This is a genomic window from Caulobacter sp. BK020, assembly GCF_004342605.1.
Taxonomy (GTDB): Bacteria; Pseudomonadota; Alphaproteobacteria; order Caulobacterales; family Caulobacteraceae; genus Caulobacter.
Genome location: NZ_SLZL01000001.1, coordinates 176,199 through 194,909, shown reverse-complemented (window position 1 = coordinate 194,909; position 18,711 = coordinate 176,199). Strand labels below are relative to the sequence as shown.

At 69.3% G+C, this 18,711-nt stretch carries 16 protein-coding genes; 7 read left to right on the top strand and 9 right to left on the bottom strand.

The window, feature by feature from the left end; genetic code table 11:
- The 8 genes from EV278_RS00980 to EV278_RS00945 all read right to left on the bottom strand — a co-directional run bounded on the left by EV278_RS00980 (nucleotide 1) and on the right by EV278_RS00945 (nucleotide 10,050).
- Nucleotides 1-675, bottom strand: coding sequence for a pyrimidine 5'-nucleotidase (locus EV278_RS00980; protein WP_132085776.1), 675 nt, complete (start codon nucleotides 673-675; stop codon nucleotides 1-3).
- Nucleotides 672-1,586 carry an acetylglutamate kinase gene (gene argB, locus EV278_RS00975; protein WP_132085774.1) on the bottom strand — a complete coding sequence of 305 codons (915 nt, stop codon included), beginning with the start codon at nucleotides 1,584-1,586 and terminating at the stop codon, nucleotides 672-674. The genes EV278_RS00980 and argB overlap by 4 nt, the downstream gene beginning before the upstream one ends.
- A 175-nt stretch (nucleotides 1,587-1,761) precedes the next feature.
- Nucleotides 1,762-2,082, bottom strand: a complete 321-nt coding sequence (locus EV278_RS00970) for a SemiSWEET transporter (RefSeq protein WP_132085772.1) — start codon at nucleotides 2,080-2,082, stop codon at nucleotides 1,762-1,764.
- A 2-nt stretch (nucleotides 2,083-2,084) separates the two neighbouring features.
- Entirely contained in the window at nucleotides 2,085-2,552 is a 468-nt protein-coding gene (locus EV278_RS00965; protein ID WP_132085770.1) for a response regulator, read from the bottom strand.
- Nucleotides 2,553-2,569: 17 nt separating this feature from the next.
- Nucleotides 2,570-3,691, bottom strand: a complete 1,122-nt coding sequence (locus EV278_RS00960; protein WP_132085768.1) for a histidine kinase dimerization/phosphoacceptor domain -containing protein — start codon at nucleotides 3,689-3,691, stop codon at nucleotides 2,570-2,572.
- 160 nt (nucleotides 3,692-3,851) lie between these two features.
- Nucleotides 3,852-4,904 (bottom strand): sulfate ABC transporter substrate-binding protein, encoded by a 1,053-nt coding sequence (locus tag EV278_RS00955; RefSeq protein ID WP_132085766.1) that lies wholly within the window; start codon nucleotides 4,902-4,904, stop codon nucleotides 3,852-3,854.
- A gap of 130 nt (nucleotides 4,905-5,034) precedes the next feature.
- Nucleotides 5,035-6,504: a porin gene (locus EV278_RS00950; RefSeq protein ID WP_132085764.1), complete on the bottom strand. Its 1,470-nt coding sequence runs from the start codon at nucleotides 6,502-6,504 to the stop codon at nucleotides 5,035-5,037.
- Nucleotides 6,505-6,756: 252 nt separating this feature from the next.
- Entirely contained in the window at nucleotides 6,757-10,050 is a 3,294-nt protein-coding gene (locus EV278_RS00945; protein ID WP_132085761.1) for an autotransporter domain-containing protein, read from the bottom strand.
- 175 nt (nucleotides 10,051-10,225) lie between these two features.
- Here EV278_RS00945 and EV278_RS00940 point away from each other — a divergent pair, with 175 nt between their 5' ends.
- The 7 genes from EV278_RS00940 (at nucleotide 10,226) to EV278_RS00910 (ending at nucleotide 17,490) form a co-directional block, all read left to right on the top strand.
- Nucleotides 10,226-11,656 (top strand): ATP-binding protein, encoded by a 1,431-nt coding sequence (locus EV278_RS00940; protein WP_132085759.1) that lies wholly within the window; start codon nucleotides 10,226-10,228, stop codon nucleotides 11,654-11,656.
- A gap of 197 nt (nucleotides 11,657-11,853) precedes the next feature.
- Entirely contained in the window at nucleotides 11,854-13,296 is a 1,443-nt protein-coding gene (gene pstC / locus EV278_RS00935; RefSeq protein WP_132085757.1) for a phosphate ABC transporter permease subunit PstC, read from the top strand.
- Nucleotides 13,289-14,602: a phosphate ABC transporter permease PstA gene (gene pstA, locus EV278_RS00930; protein WP_132085755.1), complete on the top strand. Its 1,314-nt coding sequence runs from the start codon at nucleotides 13,289-13,291 to the stop codon at nucleotides 14,600-14,602. The genes pstC and pstA overlap by 8 nt, the downstream gene beginning before the upstream one ends.
- A 52-nt stretch (nucleotides 14,603-14,654) precedes the next feature.
- Nucleotides 14,655-15,500, top strand: a complete 846-nt coding sequence (gene pstB / locus EV278_RS00925) for a phosphate ABC transporter ATP-binding protein PstB (protein WP_132085753.1) — start codon at nucleotides 14,655-14,657, stop codon at nucleotides 15,498-15,500.
- 18 nt (nucleotides 15,501-15,518) lie between these two features.
- The gene (gene phoU / locus EV278_RS00920; RefSeq protein ID WP_132085751.1) at nucleotides 15,519-16,208 is read left to right on the top strand and encodes a phosphate signaling complex protein PhoU; all 690 of its coding nucleotides are present in this window, start codon (nucleotides 15,519-15,521) and stop codon (nucleotides 16,206-16,208) included.
- An 18-nt stretch (nucleotides 16,209-16,226) separates the two neighbouring features.
- Nucleotides 16,227-16,919 (top strand): phosphate regulon transcriptional regulator PhoB, encoded by a 693-nt coding sequence (phoB, locus tag EV278_RS00915; protein WP_132085749.1) that lies wholly within the window; start codon nucleotides 16,227-16,229, stop codon nucleotides 16,917-16,919.
- A gap of 52 nt (nucleotides 16,920-16,971) precedes the next feature.
- The gene (locus EV278_RS00910) at nucleotides 16,972-17,490 is read left to right on the top strand and encodes a tetratricopeptide repeat protein (protein WP_165916485.1); all 519 of its coding nucleotides are present in this window, start codon (nucleotides 16,972-16,974) and stop codon (nucleotides 17,488-17,490) included.
- A gap of 380 nt (nucleotides 17,491-17,870) precedes the next feature.
- Here the strand turns inward: EV278_RS00910 and EV278_RS00900 are convergent, their stop codons facing one another.
- Nucleotides 17,871-18,671 (bottom strand): nuclear transport factor 2 family protein, encoded by an 801-nt coding sequence (locus EV278_RS00900; protein WP_165916484.1) that lies wholly within the window; start codon nucleotides 18,669-18,671, stop codon nucleotides 17,871-17,873.
- Between the last annotated feature and the right edge of the window lie 40 nt (nucleotides 18,672-18,711).

Here is an 18,711-nt window from a genome sequence, read left to right as displayed (position 1 = left end):
TCAGGCTTCCTTCAGGCGCGCCGAGGTCAGGAACCCGGCGAGGTCGTGCGTGCGGTGATGGACGAAATCGGCGGTCGAGTCGGCCGCGTCGGCGCCGACCAGGATGGTGGTCATGCCCAGCAGGGCGGCGGGGGCCAGGTTCTTCTCGCTGTCCTCGAAGAAGGCGGCGACCTCGGGCGCCACGGCGTGGCGGCGGGTCATCTTCTCGAAGGTGGCCATGGCCGGCTTGGGCAGGTAGTCGGCGGTCTCGATCGAGAAGGTGTCCTCGAACAGGTCGGCCAGGGCCAGGCGCTCCAGCACCCGCTCGGCGTGGCCGGTCGAGCCGTTGGTGAACACCAGGCGGCGGCCGGGCAGGCGCAGGATGGCCGCGCGCAGGGCCGCGTCGGGCGCCAGGCGATCCATCGAGACGTCGTGCACCTCGTCCAGGAACGCCTTGGGCTCCATGCCGTGGTGCATCATCAGCCCGGCCAGGGTGGTGCCGTGCTCGGTGTAGTAGCGCTTCTGAAGGGCCTTGGCCTCGTCGCGCGCCAGGCCGGTGTAGCGTTCGACGAAATCGGTCATCCGCCCCTCGATCAGAGCCATGTACTCGCACTCGGCCGGATAGAGGGTGTTGTCCAGGTCGAACAGCCAGGTCTCGACGTGCCGAAGATCTGGGGCGAGGTCGGGCCCGCTCATTTCGAGATCAGCGTGCCCGCGCCGTGCTCGCTGAACAGTTCGACCAGCATGGCGTGGGGACGGCGGCCGTCCAGGATGACCACGGCCTCGACGCCCGATTCCACGGCGTGGATGGCGTTCTCCAGCTTGGGGATCATGCCGCCGCTGGCCACGCCGCTCTCGATCAGGCCGCGAGCCTCGGCGACGGTCATCTGGCGGATCAGCTCGCCATTGCCGTCCAGAACGCCGGCGATGTCGGTCAGCATCAGCATCCGCTTGGCCTTCAGGGCGCCCGCCAGGGCCCCGGCCACGGTGTCGGCGTTGATGTTGAAGGTCTCGCCCGTGGTCGACACGCCGATCGGGGCGATCACCGGGATGTAGTCGGTCTCCGAGGTCAGCAGGGCCTGGATCAGGTGCGGGTCGACCTTGGTCGGCTCGCCCACGAAGCCCAGGTCGACGGCCTGCTCGATGTTGCTGTCGGGGTCCTTGCGGGTGCGGGTCACCTTCTCGGCGGTGATCAGCCGGGCGTCCTTGCCCGACAGGCCCACGCCGCGCACGTCGGCCTCGGCCCCGGCCAGGGTGATCCAGTTGGCGATTTCCTTGTTGATGGCGCCCGACAGCACCATCTCGGCCACTTCCATCGTCGCCTCGTCGGTGACGCGTAGCCCGTCGACGAAGGTCGACTTGACGCCGGCCTTGTCGAGCATGCGGCTGATCTGCGGCCCGCCGCCGTGCACCACGACGGGGTGGACGCCCAGCAGCTTGAGCAGCACGGCGTCGGCCGCGAACAGCTTGGCCACCTGTTCCTGGCCCATGGCGTGGCCGCCATATTTGATCACCACCGTCTCGCGGTCGTAGATCTGGATGTAGGGCAGGGCTTCGGCCAGGGTCTTGGCGGTGGCCCAGCCCGCTTCCTCGGCGACGTCGGTCAAGGCGGCGGTCCTGTAAGGCGAAAGGCGCGCCTCGATAGCGGACGTGGGGACCCCTGTCACGCGTCGCCTCTCTTTTGCGCCCCCTAATACCCGCTCATCCCCGCGAAAGCCGGAACCCAAGCCGAAGATCAGAAAAAGGCTGGATCAGTCGATCGTCCCAGAATGCTCCCCAGACTCAGACTGGGTCCCGGCCTTCGCCGGGATGAGCGGAGGGAAGGGGTTGAGATCCCTCCCGGTCGAACCGCCATTTCAGCGCCAGCACCGCGCCGGACATCAGCAGGCAGGCGGTGTTGGAGGCGATCACCGGCCAGGCCTTGATCAGCACGCCATAGGCGATCCAGCAGGAAAAGCCGGTGACGGTGACGACATAGGTCCGCAGCGACACCGACGAGGCGTCCTTCTCGCGCCAGATCTTGACGATCTGCGGGGCGAAGCTGGTGATCGAAAGCAGGGCGGCCGCCGTGCCGACGACGGACGCCAGAAACGGAACGCCCACGCCTAGCCGGCGCGGTGCAGGGCGGAGGAGAGGCCCCAGCGCTCGGCATAGGCCGGCGACAGCTCCAGCCCAACCGGCGGCGGTCCGGGCGCATGGCCCTCGCGCAGGCAGACGGTCAGGTACGAGAGGGCGGTCTTCACGCCATGTTCGGAATAGGGCTTGCCGATCACCCCGCAGGCCCCGGCGAAGTCGTCCGGCAGGCGCTTGACGTTGGCGGTCATGAACAGGGCCACCCCGCCGCAGTCGTCATGGATGGTGCGGGCCACCTCGACGCCGGTCGGGCCGTCGCGCAGGTGGACGTCGACCAGGGCTAGGTCCGGATGCAGGTCGCAGGCCAGGGCCACCGCCTCGTCGGAGCTCATGGCCAGGCCGACCGAATGAAAGCCGACCTCCTCGACCAGGAACTCCAGCTCGGTGGCCAGCAGGACCTCGTCTTCCACGATCAGAACGTCGAGCGGGCGCTCGCTCATCTCCAGACCCAACCTCCTCAGTGATGCCCGCCGTTGATCGGCAGGTGCACCACGACCCGGGTTCCGGGATCGGCGGGCGTGGTCTCCGACCGCGCCTTGAGCTGCTGGCACAGCAGCTGGACGATGGTCAGACCGAATCCGCCCGACGATGCGGAATTCTCAAGCTGAACGCCGTTGTCGGTGATTTCGATCCGGAAATTGTCGCCCTGACGGGCGATGCCGACGAAGATTTCGCCTTCGCGGCCGTTCATGGCCTCGGGCGGGAAGGCGTGGCGCAGGGCGTTGGAGAACAGTTCGCTGATCACCAGGGCCAGGGGCGCGGCCTTGGAGGCGGCGATGTCGACACGCTCCAGGTCCAGGCGGACCTTGATGTCCTCGCGCCGCGCCGTGCCCATCATGTCGCTGACCAGGTCGCGGACGAAGGCCGAGACGTCGAAGCGCTCGACGTCGTCGCTCTGGAACAGCCGGCGGTGGACGGTGGCGATAGCGCTGACCCGCTCCAGCATGCCGCGCAGGCTGTTCTTGACCGCGGGGTCGGTGACGCGCCGGTTCTGCAGCAGCAGCAGGGACGAGATGAGCTGCAGGTTGTTCTTGACCCGGTGGTCCACTTCGTGGAGCAGGGCGGTCTTCTGCTGCAGGGCCTGGGTCAGGTCGGCGGTGCGGGCCTCGACGGCGGCCTCCAGCCGGTCGCGGGCGTCGCCCAGCTCGAACTCGACCCGCTTCTTGTCGCTGATGTTCAGCTGCGAGCCGAAGAAATAGTCGATTCGGCCGCTTTCGCCGCGCACGGGCGACAGGTTCAGGGCGTTCCAGAAGGTGGAGCCGTCCTTGCGGTAGTTGAGGATGTCGATCGTCAGGTCCTGGCCGTCGGCGACGGCGCGGCGCAGGGTCGCGACCGTCGCCGGATCGGTGCCGGGGCCCTGCAGGAAGCGGCAGTTGCGGCCGATGACCTCGTCGCGGCTATAGCCGGTCAGGTCCAGGAAGGCGTCGTTGGCGAAGATGATCGGATTGTCGGGCTGATGGGCGTCGGTGACGATCATCGCCATGCGGACGGCGCGGATCGCCGCCGCGAAAGGGTCGCCGACGCCATGCCCGGCGGCCAGTTCCTCCGCCGCGCGTTCCGACCGCAAGATGTCCGTCATTTCGTGAGACGCCCCCGACTGACCGGCATGACCATGGCTCCCCAGAACGCGAGCTTGGATGTCGGGTTCCAGACATGCGAGCAAAACGCACAACGGCGGAAACGCCAACCGTTTCCGCCGCCATGGGCGCCAGGACGAGAGGGAAAAAGGCGATCCGGTCCTATTTCGGCTTGTAGATCCGGTCGAAGACGCCGCCGTCGGCGAAGTGGGTGGTCTGGGCCTTCTTCCACCCGCCGAACGTGTCGTCGATGGTCACCAGCGGGATGGACTTGAACCGCGAGGCGTACTTGGCCGCGGCCGCGGCGTTGCGCGGGCGGTAGTAGTTCTTGCCGATCAGGTCCTGGGCGATGGGGCTGTAGAGGAAGTTCAGATAGCCCTCGGCCACGGTGCGGGTCTTGTGGCGGTCGACGTTCTTGTCGACCAGGGCGACCGGCGGCTCGGCCAGGATCGACAGCGACGGATAGACGATGTCGAACTTGCCCGGCAGTTCCTCCTGCGCCAGGTAGGCCTCGTTCTCCCACGACAGCAGCACGTCGCCCAGGCCGCGCTGGGTGAAGCTGGTTGTCGCGCCGCGGGCCCCGGTGTCCAGCACCGGCACGTGCTTGAACAGCTCGGTCACATAGGCCTCGGCCTTGGCCGGACTGCCGCCCGGCTGCTTCAGGGCCCAGGCCCAGGCGGCCAGATAGTTCCAGCGGGCCCCGCCCGAGGTCTTGGGGTTGGGGGTGATCACGTCGATGCCCGGCTTGATCAGGTCGCCCCAGTCCTTGATCTTCCAGGGATTGCCCTTGCGGACCAGGAACACGATCGTCGAGGTGTAGGGGGTGGAGTTGTTGGGCAGGCGCGACTGCCAGTTCGCCGGCAGCAGCTTGGCCTTGGCGGCGATCTCGTCGATGTCATAGGCCAGGGCCAGGGTGACGACGTCGGCCTGCAGGCCGTCGATCACCGAGCGGGCCTGCTTGCCCGAGCCGCCGTGGCTCTGGTTGATGGTCAGGGTCTGGCCGACCTTGTCCTTCCAGTACTTGGCGTAGGCGGCGTTGATGTCCTTGTAGAGCTCGCGGGTCGGGTCGTAGCTGACGTTCAGCAGGGTCAGCGGCTTGGCGCCTTGGGCCTGGGCCGAGCCGGCCAGGGCGGCGGGGACGGCCAGGGCCGCGGCGCCGGCGGCGCCCGAGCCCAGGAGGCCGCGTCGCGTGGGGGTCTTGAGATCTTGGGTCATGGCGATGTCGCTCGCTTGAGAAGGTGGATCATGAATACTCGCGACCAGCCTGGCCCTGGCTGGCGACGCCGCGCGGGCGTCGGTCCACGTCCCTCCCTCGCGAAGGAGAGGGACGTGGCTTCGCCCGATCTTAGAACGCGTACTGGCTGCGCAGGTTGACGGCCTTGTAGCTCTGGCCGATCTGGAGCCCGGCGGCGTCGCGACGGTCGACGTCGACGTCCAGATAGTCCAGCGAGAACTTGGTCACCGAGTTGGGGAACCAGTTCAGGCCGACGGTGGCGATCTCCTGCACGCCGCCGCGCACCCGGTCGGCCGCCACGGCCGCATATTCGTGGTGGTTCAGGTCGAGCACCGAATAGCGGGCCGCCAGCTCCCAGGCGCCCCACTTGCCGGCCTTGGGGTCGAACGGGTTGTCGATCGCCGGGGCGTCGAAGGCGAAGTTGGCGGCGTTGTAGCGGCGCTGCTCGCCGGTCAGCACCCAGCCGCCCTCGACGTACCAGCCCGAGAACTTCGGATCGCTGACGTTGGCGGCGCGGTTGCGGCGGTCCAGGGCGATGTCGAAATACTCGCCCTGGATCAGGAAGTTCTTCTTCTGGGCGGCCAGTTCCAGGCCGTAGTGGCGGGCGCCCGACGAGTCGATGGCGCCGCTGCTGACCAGGCGCGTGCCGTCGGTGCGCAGCTCGGGGCGGTCTTCCACGGTGATCGGATAGGCCCCGGCCACGGCGGTCTGGGCGGGCTGGACGATCCGGCTGGCGTTGACGCCGACATGGGTCAGCCAGTCATAGCCCTTGAACGGAATGAAGGCGACGCGGCCCAGATAGGCCAGCTGTTCGTCGAAGGTGGCGCCGTCGCCGGCCTTGGCCCCGGTCACCGCGCCCGAGATCAGCCAGCGCTCGCCCACGGCCTGGGCCTGCAGCGAGATGCGGCGGTCGGCGCCGGCCAGGCCGCGGGTGGCTTCGGCGCCCGACGGGCGCTCGGGGAACAGCGAACCGTTGGTCGAGGCCGCGTCCTCCAGGCCCAGGTTCGGCGCGAACGCCCCGACCTTCACCTTGAACGGCGCGTAGTTGTACTGCAGGTACAGCTCCTGCAGCTGGCCGGCCCCGTCGGTGCCCGCGCCGCCGAAGTCCAGCAGCACGCCGTAGTCGAAGTTCTTGAAGGCCTTGCCGTCGACGCCCAGGCGGGCGCGGCGGAAGTTGGTGCCGCTGTTGAGGTCGCGGCCGGTGGTCGCCGCCGGCAGGCCGCTGTCCTGGTTGTACCAGGTGGCGTCCAGCTGCATCACCGCGTGGATGTTGGCACTGAAGGCCCCGTCGCCTGAGGCGATGGTCGGCTTGCCGCCGGCGATGCTGACGGTGGTCTGGGCCTGGGCGGTGCGCACGTCCTTGAGGCTGGCGGCGGTCGCGGCCTTCAGGTCGGCGATCTGGCTGGACAGCGCCTCAAGCTGGGCTTCCAGCGCCTCGATGCGGGCCTGCTGCTGCTCGGGCGTCTGAGCCGCCCCAGGGGCGCTTTGGGCGTGGGCCGCGCCGGTCATGGCGACCAGCGAGGCGCCGGCGATCAGCGCCGTGCGCAGGGCGGCCCCGGCGGTCGTGTGGATCTTGGTCATGGTTTTCCCCTCTCGACGCCTTGGCTGGCGTCGCCGTTGGCGAGACAAAAGACGATTATTCCTAGGTGTTAAATAGAGATAAGAGCGGAAGGCTTTGAGTTTTCCTTCAGGCTCCCTTTCGGACCCTTGGGTCCGCACGCAGGCGGGCGGTTGGAGTCAAAACGAAATAGGCCCGCGCCGAAGCGCGGGCCTATTGATCAGTGTGCGTACCATTTGACCGAAAGTCGATAGGACCCTCGGTCGCGGGGTGAGCTAGAACATCGCCCGCCCGGTGAGCTTGAGGTTGTAGCGCTTCTGCTTCTTGGCCGCCTCGGCGTTGGCTTCCAGCGCCAGGTAGGACATCGGGGTGCCGGCCCGCAGGGCGAAGCCCAGGGTCACCGCGCCGTCCTTGTCGTCGGCCGCGGCCAGGGTGGTGACCGGCGCGCCGCTGTAGGCGAAGCTGTAGACCGTGTCGCCGAGCTTGCCCGCCAGGGTCTGGCGGTAGCCCACCCGCACTTCCGGACGCCACCACAGGTCGCGGCCGTAATCGGCGCCCAGGACCACGCCGACGTCGCCGGTCAGGCTGTCCGACTTGCGCTTCTGGCGGTTCTGGTCGAACCCGTTCTCGGCGTTCGGGGTGGCGGTCGGGCCGCCGCCCTTCTCGTTCCGCGCGCCTTCGTCCAGGTAGAGGTAGTTGAGATAGGCCTCGGGGCGCACGAAGTAGCGGCCGGCGAACTTGGTCTCATAGGCCGCGCCGGCGTAGGCGTTGAAGGTGTAGCCGTTCCACTTGGCGCTGTTCTTGCGCTGAACGTCGGCCACGCCGTCGCCGTTCAGGTCGCCGGAATTGAACGTCCGGTCGCCGTCGTACCAGCCATAGCCGCCGCCGCCGCCGATGTTCATGCGCCAGCCGCCGATCGATCGGCGCCAATAGGCGCCCAGCTGGACGAAGTTGCCGGTGGTCTGCTCGCCCACCTTGGCGGCGATGTCGTGCTCCTCGACGCTGACATAGGCCAGGGTCAGGCCCAGGGCGCCGCCGGCGTCGCCCATGGCCTCGTAGCCGCCGACGAAGCCGAAGGCCTGGGTGTCCGAGCCCATGGTGTCGTCGGTGTCGCGCCGCACCAGGGTGTTGATCTCCTGGATCCACAGGCTGTCGGGCCCGTAGCGGTCGCCCGGGTCGGGACGGAAGGCGGTGGCGGTCGAGATCGCGTGGTTGACGTCCTGCAGGGCGGCGAAGAAGCCTTCGCCCTGGTCGGGCGTCATCTGGTCGTAGAGACCCAGCAGGCCGTCCTTGGTCGACTGGCTGAGGAAGGCGCTGGCGATGGCCGTGTCCTTGCCCAGGGCCGCGAAGGTGGCGTCATAGGCCGAGGCCTGGGTCGCGTTCATGCCGATCTCGGCGGCCGTGCGGCGACGGACGTCCAGATAGACGTTGTTGCTGTCGGTGCGGCTGGAGGCGACGTACAGGTAGGGGGTGCCGCCCAGCAGGTCCTGTTTGATCGTCCCGGCCGTCAGCGAGCCGGCGGTGATCACCGTATAGCTGGTCGGGGCGGTCAGCAGGCTGGTCAGGCGCAGGCCGAGCTGGGCGCCCGACGCGATATTGGCCGCGCCCGAGACCATCAGGTGGGTGTTGGCCCCCGCGCCGTTGTTGGCGCTGGGATCGACGGTGAACACCATCTTGCTGTCGGCGCCCAGGGACAGGCTGGTGGCGTTGATGGTCTCGGCGTTGGTCAGGCCCAGCGAGCCGTTGCCGATATTGAGCGCCAGCTGGCCGTCCGAATCGCGCAGCGCGCCCAGCACCACGGCGCCGCCGCCGATGTTCAGGGTGTCGGCGCCGGCTCCGAACGACATGTCGCCCAGGACGTTCCCGGCCTGGACGTCGAAGGTGTCCGCGCCCGAGCCGAAGCGGACGGCGCCGATGATCGTCGGGGTGACGGTGGTCGAGGTCGACGTCGCCGTGGTGACGGTGTCGGCGCTGGGATAGGTGGTGGTGACGGTGGTCGAGACCGGCGCGGCCTGGGTCAGGGTCACGCCGCCGGTCGAGGCGCTGAGATCCACGGCGACGGCCGTGCCGGTCGCCTTGGCTGTCGAGGTGGTCGTGCCGTCCGCCTTGACGGTGGGGGCGGCGACCTGGGCGGTGATCACGCCGCTGTTGGTGATCGTCTTCAGCGTGCCGGAGGTGTCGAGCACGGCGATGGCGTCGCCGGTCTCGCCGCTGCGGGTGGCCGTGATGCTGCCGCTGTTGGTGAGGTTGGTCAGGTTGGCGCCGGCGTTGACCACCAGGCCGCGGGCGTCGCCCGTCAGGCCCGAGCCGGCGAAGGATGCGCTGGTCCCGCTGATCGCGCCCCGGTTCCACAGCGACGGGACCGTCGCGCCGGACGTCAGGTTGATCGCGGTGGCGTTGGCCTCGCGGGCGCTGGCCGAGACCGTGCTGTCGAAGCGGGCGCCGCCGACCAGAGTGGTGGTCTGGCCGGTCTGGCCGCCGATCTGCACGCCGGTGGCCGCCACCTTGTCGTAGACGCCGTTGGCCGAGATGGCGCCCTTGGCCAGCAGGCCGTAGGCGTTGTCGGCCGTCCCCACGGCGCCGAGGGTGACGGCGCGGGTGTCCGAGCCGATCAGCAGGGCCGGGGCGCCGCCGGAGACGCTGATCGACCCCGTTCCCGTCGTCGAGGACGAGATCGTGGTGGTGGTGGTCGTCGTGCCGCTGATGGCGGTGGACGAGGTCGGTCCGTTCAGCAGCACGCCGCCGGTGACGTCGCCGGCCACCCGCACCCCCGGACCGCCTTGCAGCAGGTCGTCGGCGTCGAGCTTGTCGACCGCGGTCTGGGCCGGCCGGGTGGTGTAGCGGTAGCCGGTCGCCGAGACCGCGCCCTGGATGGCGAACGCCCCGGTCACGTCGCCGTCCAGGGCCACGCCGACCGCGTTCTGGCCCAGCACCGAAACCGACCCGTTCTGGGTGACCTTGCCGGTGACCGGGCCGGCGACGTGGACGCCGTAGGCGTTGTCGCCCGTCACGGCGATCGAGCCGGCGGTGGTCAGGTTGCCGACCAGGCCGCTCTCCAGCGAGATGCCCGCGGAGTTGTTGCCCTCGATGGCGATCGAGCCGGTCGAGCCCTGGACGATGTCGCCGGTGAACACGCCGGGGCCCACCAGGCGGACGCCGTAGCGGTTGGCGCCCTTGGCGAACACGCCGTCGATGTCGCCGTCGTTGTCGGTGTCGGTCGGGGTGTAGTCCTCGGTCAGGCTGATGGCGGCGTTGTTGGTCACCGAGCCCGTCGTGCCGCCCTGGATCAGGACGCCGGTCGAGTTGTCGACGCCCACCGTGCTCAGGCCGTTGCCGCCCAGGGTGACCTTGTTGTTGCTGTTCAGCGTGACCAGCGGCCCGGCCGTGGTCAGGGTGATGCCCCCGCCGGTGTCGACCTTCACGTCGTCGGGCGCGCCGGCGGATGTGGCGGTCGCGGTGGCGATCGGCGTCGTGCGGGCCGTGTTGATGACCGTCTCAGCATAAGCGCCGAACGCCATGGCCAGGAGAGGAGCGGTTGCGACTGTCGCGACCAGGACCTTGCGCTGCATTCCGAACGACACCTTAGAGATAATCCCAGACCCCAGATTGCGGCACGTTGCGGCGAAATTGCGGTGCTTTCCGACAGCGTCGCGCGACGAGGCGTTTGACGGTCTATCGCAAGCGTTCCCAGGGCGCCATATCTGGTTCGCCGAATCCTCCCCTCGCTCAAACCGAGACTGCCGCATGCCGATGGCCTCGCCGTCTTCGTCTGTCCGTTCCGACGGAGCCGTCCGCACGCCCCTGGCCGTCTGGGGCGCGGTCCTGGCCGGGCCGGCCGCCCTGCTGGGCCTGGCGGCGGCGGGCGGGGCCAACGCCGGGGCGGCCATTCCCCTGGCCCTGGCCAGCGGCGTCGCCGGCTATGTCCTGACCCGGCGGACGCTGAACCGGCCGGCCGACCCGGCCGCGCCCGCGCCCGTCCCGGCGGCGCTGGACCATCCGCCGCCCTTCGCCCTGATTCTCGAGACCCTGCCCGACCCGCTGATGGTGATCGCCGCCGAGGAGGCCGACGACCTGACCGGCCGGCGGTTCGTGTTCGCCAACGCCGCGGCGCGCGAGCTGTTCAAGCTGCAGCCGCGCGGCGGGCTGCTGGTCTCGGCCCTGCGCAGCCCGCAGGTGCTGGAGGCGGTGGACGAGAGCCTGTTCGGCGGCGTGCGGCGCTCGGTCGACTATGTCGGCGGCGGGGCGCAGGGCCGGGAATGGGCGGCGCATTGCGCGCCGCTGGGCGTCGACGAGCGCGGCTCGCGCCTGGCGCTGCTGGTGCTCAGCGACGAGACCGACGCCCGCCGCAGCGAGCGCACCCGGGCCGACTTCCTGGCCAACGCCAGCCACGAGCTGCGCACGCCCCTGGCCTCGCTGTCGGGCTTCATCGAGACCCTGCGCGGCCACGCCAAGGACGACGTCGGGGCCCGCGACCGGTTCCTGGGCATCATGCAGGCCCAGGCCGAGCGGATGGCGCGGCTGATCGACGACCTGATGAGCCTGTCGCGAATCGAACTGAACGAGCACATCGCCCCGCTGGGCCGGGTCGACCTGGCCATGGCAGCCATCGACGTGCTGGACGCCCTGGCCCCCCAGGCCAAGGAGAAGGCCGTGGCCTTCGACCCGGTCCTGCCGCCGCGCGGCGCGGCGGTGGTCGAGGGCGACCGCGACCAGATCGTCCAGGTGATCCAGAACCTGGTCGACAACGCCATCAAGTACACGCCGCGCGACGGGGTGGTGCGGGTGGAGATCTTCTCGGGCCTGACCGCCGACATGGCCGCCGCCCCGCGCGACCCCGGCGCGGCGCGGATGTCGCTGCTGACCCCCGACCATGCGGAGGGCGAGCGCTACGCCAGCCTGCGGGTCAGCGACCGGGGCCCGGGCATGGCCCGCGAGCACCTGCCCCGCCTGACCGAGCGCTTCTACCGCGTCGAGGGCCAGAAGAGCGGCGAGCGCTCGGGCACGGGCCTGGGCCTGGCCATCGTCAAGCACATCGTCAACCGCCACCGAGGTGGCATGACGGTGGAGAGCGCGCTCGGCGAGGGCGCGACGTTTGGGGTGTATCTGCCGATGGCGCGGGGCGACAGCCGGGATGCATCGGCGAGCCCCTCGTCCCCGTCGCCGCTTTCCACCTAGCCCGTCTTCCCGGGCCCTCGTGCCCGGATGACGCCGGAGGGGGCAAACGCCCTCGGATCCGCCCCTCCCGCACGGTGTCGCAAAACTGTCGTCAAAACGTCGCATAAGGTCGGCGCCCGCCCGGCATAGATCGGCGCGGGCGGTACGGCGCGTCGGGCGCCGCCACCGCATCCTTCGCGCAAGGCCCCGCCTCACGCATGCTGACCTGGCTCTCGCTCCTTTTCCTCGCCCTGTTCTCCGGCGCGGCGTTCATGGCCGGCCGAGGCCGCGCGCTGAAGTCGTCCGGCGGCTCCAAGGCCAAGCTTCACTCGCTGCCGAACTATTACGGCCTCTACGCCGCCCTGTGGGCCGGCGCGCCCGCCGCGCTGCTTCTGCTGCTGGGCGCGGCCTTCGGCGGCCGGGTCGAGGACGCCATGCTGCAGGCCCAGCGGCCGGCGGTCGTGCAAGCCCTCACGCCTGATCGACAGGACGTGTTCTTCAGCGACGTCAGCGCCGTCGCCGTCGGCCAGGCGCCCAGCGAGGTGACCTATGACGGCCCGCTGAAGGCCGCCTTCGACGCCAAGGTGGCCGAAGCCAAGCGGATCGACGGCATCGTCAGCTATTCGGTCCTGGGCCTGGCCGGCCTGCTGGCCCTGGCCGGGTTCCTGCTGGCCACCCCGCGCATCAACACCGAATTCCGCGCCCGCAACCGGGTCGAGGGCTGGATCAGCGGCGTGCTGATCGCCTGCTCGGTCGCCGCCGTGCTGACGACGCTCGGCATCGTCATGTCGCTGATCTACGAGAGCTGGCGCTTCTTCGAGAGCGTCTCGCCGCTCAGCTTCCTGTTCGGCACCGAATGGGCCCCGCAGATCGCCATGCGCGCCGACCAGGTGGCCTCGTCCGGCGCGTTCGGCGCTGTGCCGCTGTTCGCCGGCACCTTCCTGGTCATGCTGATCGCCATGCTGGTGGCGGCCCCGATCGGCCTCTACTCGGCCATCTACCTGTCGGAATACGCCGGCCGCGGCCTGCGCGCGGTGATCAAGCCGCTGCTGGAGGTGCTGGCCGGGGTGCCGACCGTGGTCTACGGCTTCTTCGCCGCCCTGACCGTCGGCCCGCTGTTCCGCGCCTTCTTCAACGGCGTCGGCGAGCAGATGGCCGGCGGACCGCTGGACGGGATCGCCCAGTACCTGATGCAGGTCCAGAACCAGATGGCCCTGGTGGCCGGGGTGGTGATGGGCATCATGCTGATCCCGTTCGTCTCGTCGCTGTCGGACGACATCATCAACTCGGTGCCCCAGAGCCTGCGCGACGGCAGCTACGCCATGGGCGCGACCAAGTCCGAGACCGTCAAGAAGGTGGTGCTGCCCGCCGCCCTGCCGGGCATCATGGCCGCCATGCTGCTGGCCGTGTCCCGCGCGGTGGGCGAGACCATGATCGTCACCATGGCCGCCGGCCTGCAGGCCAAGCTGACCGCCAACCCGCTGGACACCGTCACCACCGTGACCGTCCAGATCGTCACCCTGCTGACCGGGGACCAGGAATTCGACAGCCCCAAGACCCTGTCGGCCTTCGGCCTGGGCCTGACCCTGTTCGTGGTCACCCTGGGGCTGAACATCATCGCCCTGCGCATCGTCCAGAAGTACCGGGAACAATATGACTGACGCGTCCCTGTCCCCATCGGGCATCACCCCCGGCGCGCCGGCCCGTCCGAGCCTGTCCGCCCGCGACGCCCTGCTGAAGAAGCGCCACCGTTCCGAGAAGCTGTTCCGCGCCCAGGGCGTCGCGGCGATCGTCGTCGCCATGATCTTCCTGGTCGTGCTGGTCGGCCGCATCCTGGTCCAGGGCTACTCGACCTTCGAGACCCACACCCTGACCGTGCCGGTCTATCTGAACCCCGAGCGGATCGACACCAGCGCCCTGGAAGGGGTCAACTACGACTATATCGTCGCCGAGGCGATGATGAAGAAGCTGGGCGTGCAGGACGACGACCTGGGTACGGTGTCCAGCAAGGTCCAGGCCCTGGTCTCGCGCGACTTCGGCAACCAGCTGCTGCAGAGGGTCAAGAAGGACCACTCGCTGATCGGCAAGACCGTCGAGGTCACCGGCTCGGTCAAGGCCGACGCCGACCTCTACTACAAGGGCGAGATCAAGCGCTCGACGGCGGAGGAAGACCGCAAGCTCGACAACCAGCAGCTGGACTGGCTGGACCGCCTGAAGAAGGACGGCACCGTCAAGACCGGCTTCAACACCCAGTTCTTCACCAATTCCGACTCCACCGAGCCCGAGCAGGCCGGCGTCTGGGGCGCGGTGATCGGCTCGGCCATGATGCTGGTCATCACCGCCCTGATCGCCATCCCGGTCGGGGTGATGGCCGCGGTCTATCTTGAGGAGTTCGCCCCGAAGAACCGCTGGACCGACATCATCGAGGTCAACATCAACAACCTGGCCGCCGTGCCGTCGATCGTCTACGGCCTGCTGGGCCTGGCCCTGTTCATCAACTGGCTGCACGTGCCGCGCGGCTCGCCGCTGGTCGGCGGCCTGGTCCTGGCCCTGATGGCCCTGCCGACCGTGATCATCGCCACCCGCAGCGCGCTGAAGGCGGTGCCGCCGTCGATCCGCGAAGCCGCCCTGGGCGTGGGCGCCTCCAAGGCCCAGACCGTCTTCCACCATGTGCTGCCGCTGGCCATGCCCGGCGTGATGACCGGCGCCATCCTGTCGCTGGCCCACGCCCTGGGCGAGACCGCGCCCCTGCTGATGATCGGCATGGTCGCCTTCGTGCCCGGCGCGCCGGAAAGCTTCACCAGCTCGGCCACCGTGCTGCCGGTCCAGGTGTTCATCTGGGAGAACGCCTCCGAGCGCGCCTTCCACGAACGCACCGCCGCCGCCATCATCGTGCTGCTGGTCTTCATGATCGTCATGAACGCCGCCGCGGTGATCCTGCGCCGCCGCTTCGAACGCCGGTGGTAGACTGATGCGCCTCCTCAATCCCCTCGCTTCCTGCCTTTCGCTGGGACACGCCATGCCGACCGAAAACCGCGATGACACCATCGCTCACGCGCCCGCCCTGGCGGCCGCCATCCCCGCCGGCCACGGCCACGTGACCACCGGCGAGTTCAAGATCCGCGCCCGCGACGTCAACGTCTTCTACGGCGAGAAGCAGGCGCTGTTCGACGTCAGCCTGGACGTGCCGGCCAAGTCGGTCACGGCCTTCATCGGCCCGTCGGGTTGCGGCAAGTCGACCTTCCTGCGCTGCATCAACCGGATGAACGACACCATCCCCTCGGCCAGGGTCGTGGGCTCGATCGAGATCGACGGGGCCGACGTCAACGCCAAGACGGTCGATCCGGTGGTGCTGCGCTCGCGCGTCGGCATGGTGTTCCAGAAGCCGAACCCGTTCCCCAAGACGATCTTCGAGAACGTCGCCTACGGCCCCAAGATCCATGGCCTGGCCTCGCGCAAGGACGAGCTGGAGGCCATCGTCGAGAGCAGCCTGAAGAAGGCCGGCCTGTGGAACGAGGTCTCCGACCGCCTGCACCAGCCCGGCACCGGCCTGTCCGGCGGCCAGCAGCAGCGCCTGGTCATCGCCCGCGCCATCGCCGTCTCGCCGGAGGTGATCCTGATGGACGAGCCCTGCTCGGCCCTCGACCCGATCGCCACCGCCAAGATCGAGGAGCTGATCGACGAGCTGCGCAGCCAGTACTGCATCGTCATCGTCACCCACTCGATGGCCCAGGCCGCCCGCGTGTCGCAGAAGACCGCCTTCTTCCACCTGGGCAAGCTGGTCGAGAGCGGTCCGACCGAGGAGATGTTCACCAATCCTCGCGACACCCGCACCCAGGACTACATCACCGGCCGCTTCGGCTAACCGGCAGGATCAGAAGCGATGACCGAACATACCGTCAAATCCTACGGCGAAGAGCTGAACCACCTCACGGCCGAGGTCACCCGCATGGGCGGCCTGGCCGAGGCCCAGGTCGCCGACGCCATCGACTGCATCGCCCGCCGCGACGCGCCCCTGGCCCAGCAGGTCGTCGCCCGCGACGAGCGGCTCGACACCCTGCAGGGCGAGATCGAGCGCAAGGCCTTCCGGCTGATCGCCCTGCGCCAGCCGATGGCCGTGGACCTGCGCCACGCCGTGGCCGCCCTGAAGATCTCGATGAGCCTGGAACGCTGCGGCGACATGGCCAAGAACATCGGCAAGCGCGCCCTGATCCTGACCGAGGCCGACCCGATGAGCGCCCTGACCCGCTCGATCGAGCGGATGGGCCGCCTGGTCCAGGGCCGGCTGAAGGACGTGCTGGACGCCTACACCGCCTCGGACCTCCAGCGCGCCATCGGCGTGTGGGGCCGCGACGAGGAGGTCGACGAGCACTACAACGCCATCTTCCGCGAACTGCTGACCTACATGATGGGCGACCCCCGGACGATCAATCCGTGCGCCCACCTGCTGTTCGTCGCCAAGAACCTCGAGCGCATCGGCGACCACGCCACCAACATCGCCGAGATCATCCATTTCGAGCTGACCGGCGAGGAGATCGTCTCCCAGCGTCCCAAGCTTGAGCTGTCGAAGTAAGAAAGAGGGCCAGCGCAAGTGACTCCTTACGTTCTGGTGGTCGAAGACGAAGACGCCCTGGCCACTCTGCTGCACTACAATCTCGACAAGGAAGGCTATGTCGTCGGCGTGGCCGGCGACGGCGAGGAGGCCCTGACCATGGCCTCCGAGCGCGCCCCCGACCTGGTGGTCCTCGACTGGATGCTGCCCAAGGTCTCGGGCATCGAGGTCTGCCGTCGCCTGCGCGGCCGCAGCGAGACCCGCAACGTGCCGATCATCATGCTGACGGCGCGCGGCGAGGAGAGCGACCGGATCCGCGGCCTCGACACCGGGGCCGACGACTATGTGGTCAAGCCGTTCTCGATGATCGAGCTGACCGCCCGCGTCCGCGCCGTGCTGCGCCGCATCCGCCCGGGCCTGGCCGACGACCGCATCACGGTCGGCGACATCGTCATCGACCGCGTCGCCCACCGCGTGAAGCGCCAGGGCAAGGAGGTCCACCTGGGCCCCACCGAGTTCCGCCTGCTCGACTACCTGATGCAGCACCCGGGCCGGGTGTTCAGCCGCGAACAGCTGCTGGACGCCGTCTGGGGCTCGGACGTCTATGTCGAGGCGCGGACCGTGGACGTCCACATCGGGCGGCTGCGCAAGGCGCTGAACGGGGATGTGGACGGGGATCCGATCCGGACGGTGCGGTCGGCGGGGTATTCGCTGGATTTGGACGCGGCGTAGGGGCGGCGGCTTGCAGCCAAGCTGAATTCGTGTCCCATCTCTCGATATGAAGATGCGTCGATTTATGTTGGGTGTGGTCGTGGCTTCGTGCCTTGTCGGCGTGGCCTGCGCGGGACCCGTCGAAGATGGGTTGGAGGCGGCCAAGGGCGGGGACTACGCCAAGGCCCTGAAGCTTTGGACACCTGCCGCTGAACAGGGAGATCCCACCGCTCAGTCCTATCTCGGCCGGCTCTATCTCTTGGGCCTGGGTGTGCCCAAGGACTACGGCAAGGCCGCCCAATGGTACCGCAAGGCGGCTGACCAGGGAAACACCGCTGCCCAGAACAATCTTGCCGTGATGTATAAGAACGGCATGGGCGTGCCGAAGGATGACCATCAGGCGTTTCTCCTGATGACGCAGGCGGCCGACGCCGGCGCGATGGAGGCCTTTGTCAATTTGGGTCACGCCTACGAAACGGGCCAAGGAACGCCTAAGGATTGCGCTGCGGCCCTGCGGTGGTTCCACAAGGCCGCGGACGGTGGCTACCCTTCGGCCAAGGCCGCGATCGACGAGAGCCCCTGCCGGACTTGAGGCGTCCGTGGCGGCTTGGTCCGCAGCCCCATCCGCTCGGCGGATGGGCCTCACCTTAAACCCTTGGTGGATCGGAGCTCTGGCGTCTGGCCGAGTCAAGGACCGCCTCCGGCGGCCGCGTCGCGGCGACGCGGTGCGTCGTCCTTGACTCGGCCAGACGCCAGAGCAGGCTCGCCATCAAGGTTTTAAGGCGAGACCTCGCCGCGGGCGGGGGGCGCCCTCATCGCCTGACGACACCCTGCCGCGAGGCCCCCTCCGGCCCTTCGGGCCACCTCCCCCAGAGGGGGAGGAGCTACGCCGAGCAGATGCTCCTCCTCTGGGGGAGCTGTCGCGGAGCGACTGAGGGGGTCCTCCCGCAGGTCAGGATCAAGGGCCCCCAGCTACGGCGCTTCCCGGACAAACAGCAGCGCCGCCATCCGCCACCCCGAGGCCGTCCGCAGCATCAGCGCGCGGTCGGTCCATTCGCCGCTGTCGGTGCGGAACGACCAGCGGGCCATGCCGATGTCGCCCTGGGCGTCGACCAGGCGGCTGGTGACCTTGAACCGCGCGCCCGGCGAGGTCCTGCGCCGGTCCACATAGCGCGCGCGCCACTCGACTGCCGAGGCGGCGACGAACTCGCCGTCCTCGACGCTCATGACCAGGGCGCGGGGATCCAGGGTCTGGCCGAGCCGGGCCTCGTCCCAGCCGCGGTCGGCCTCGAACTTGTCGTCGACCACCCCGGCCACGCCCGCCGCCGAGGCCGGGCTTTCGGCCGGGTCCGCTTGGCGGAGCGTTCCGACGATGCGCCAGCCGCCCGCCAGCCGGGCCAGCAGCACGTAGTTGACCAGCGGCCGGCCGTCGCGGACCGAGCGCAGTCTGGCCAGGGCGGTGGTCGCGCCCGCGTCGATCCGTTCGATCGCCGGGGGTGGTCCCGACGGCTCCGGTGGCTCCGGCGCCTTGGCCAGGCGGGCCTTCCACTGGGCCTGGTAGGTGGCGGCGACCGTCCCGCCATCGACCTCATAGGCGATGGCGCTGGGCTGGAAGGCGCGCGCCAGCTTGGCGGGGTCCCGCTCGGCGATCGCCTCGCCATAGAGCCGCACGGCGTCGGCGGGCGTGGCGTTCGCCCCCGCCGGCGCCGGAGCCCCGTGGGTCGCGGCGGGCGACAGGGCGGCGGCCATCAGCACGGTCCGGATCAGTCGCATCGTCGCCTCCTGTGAGACCCCGAGCTTGCGGCGATCGGCG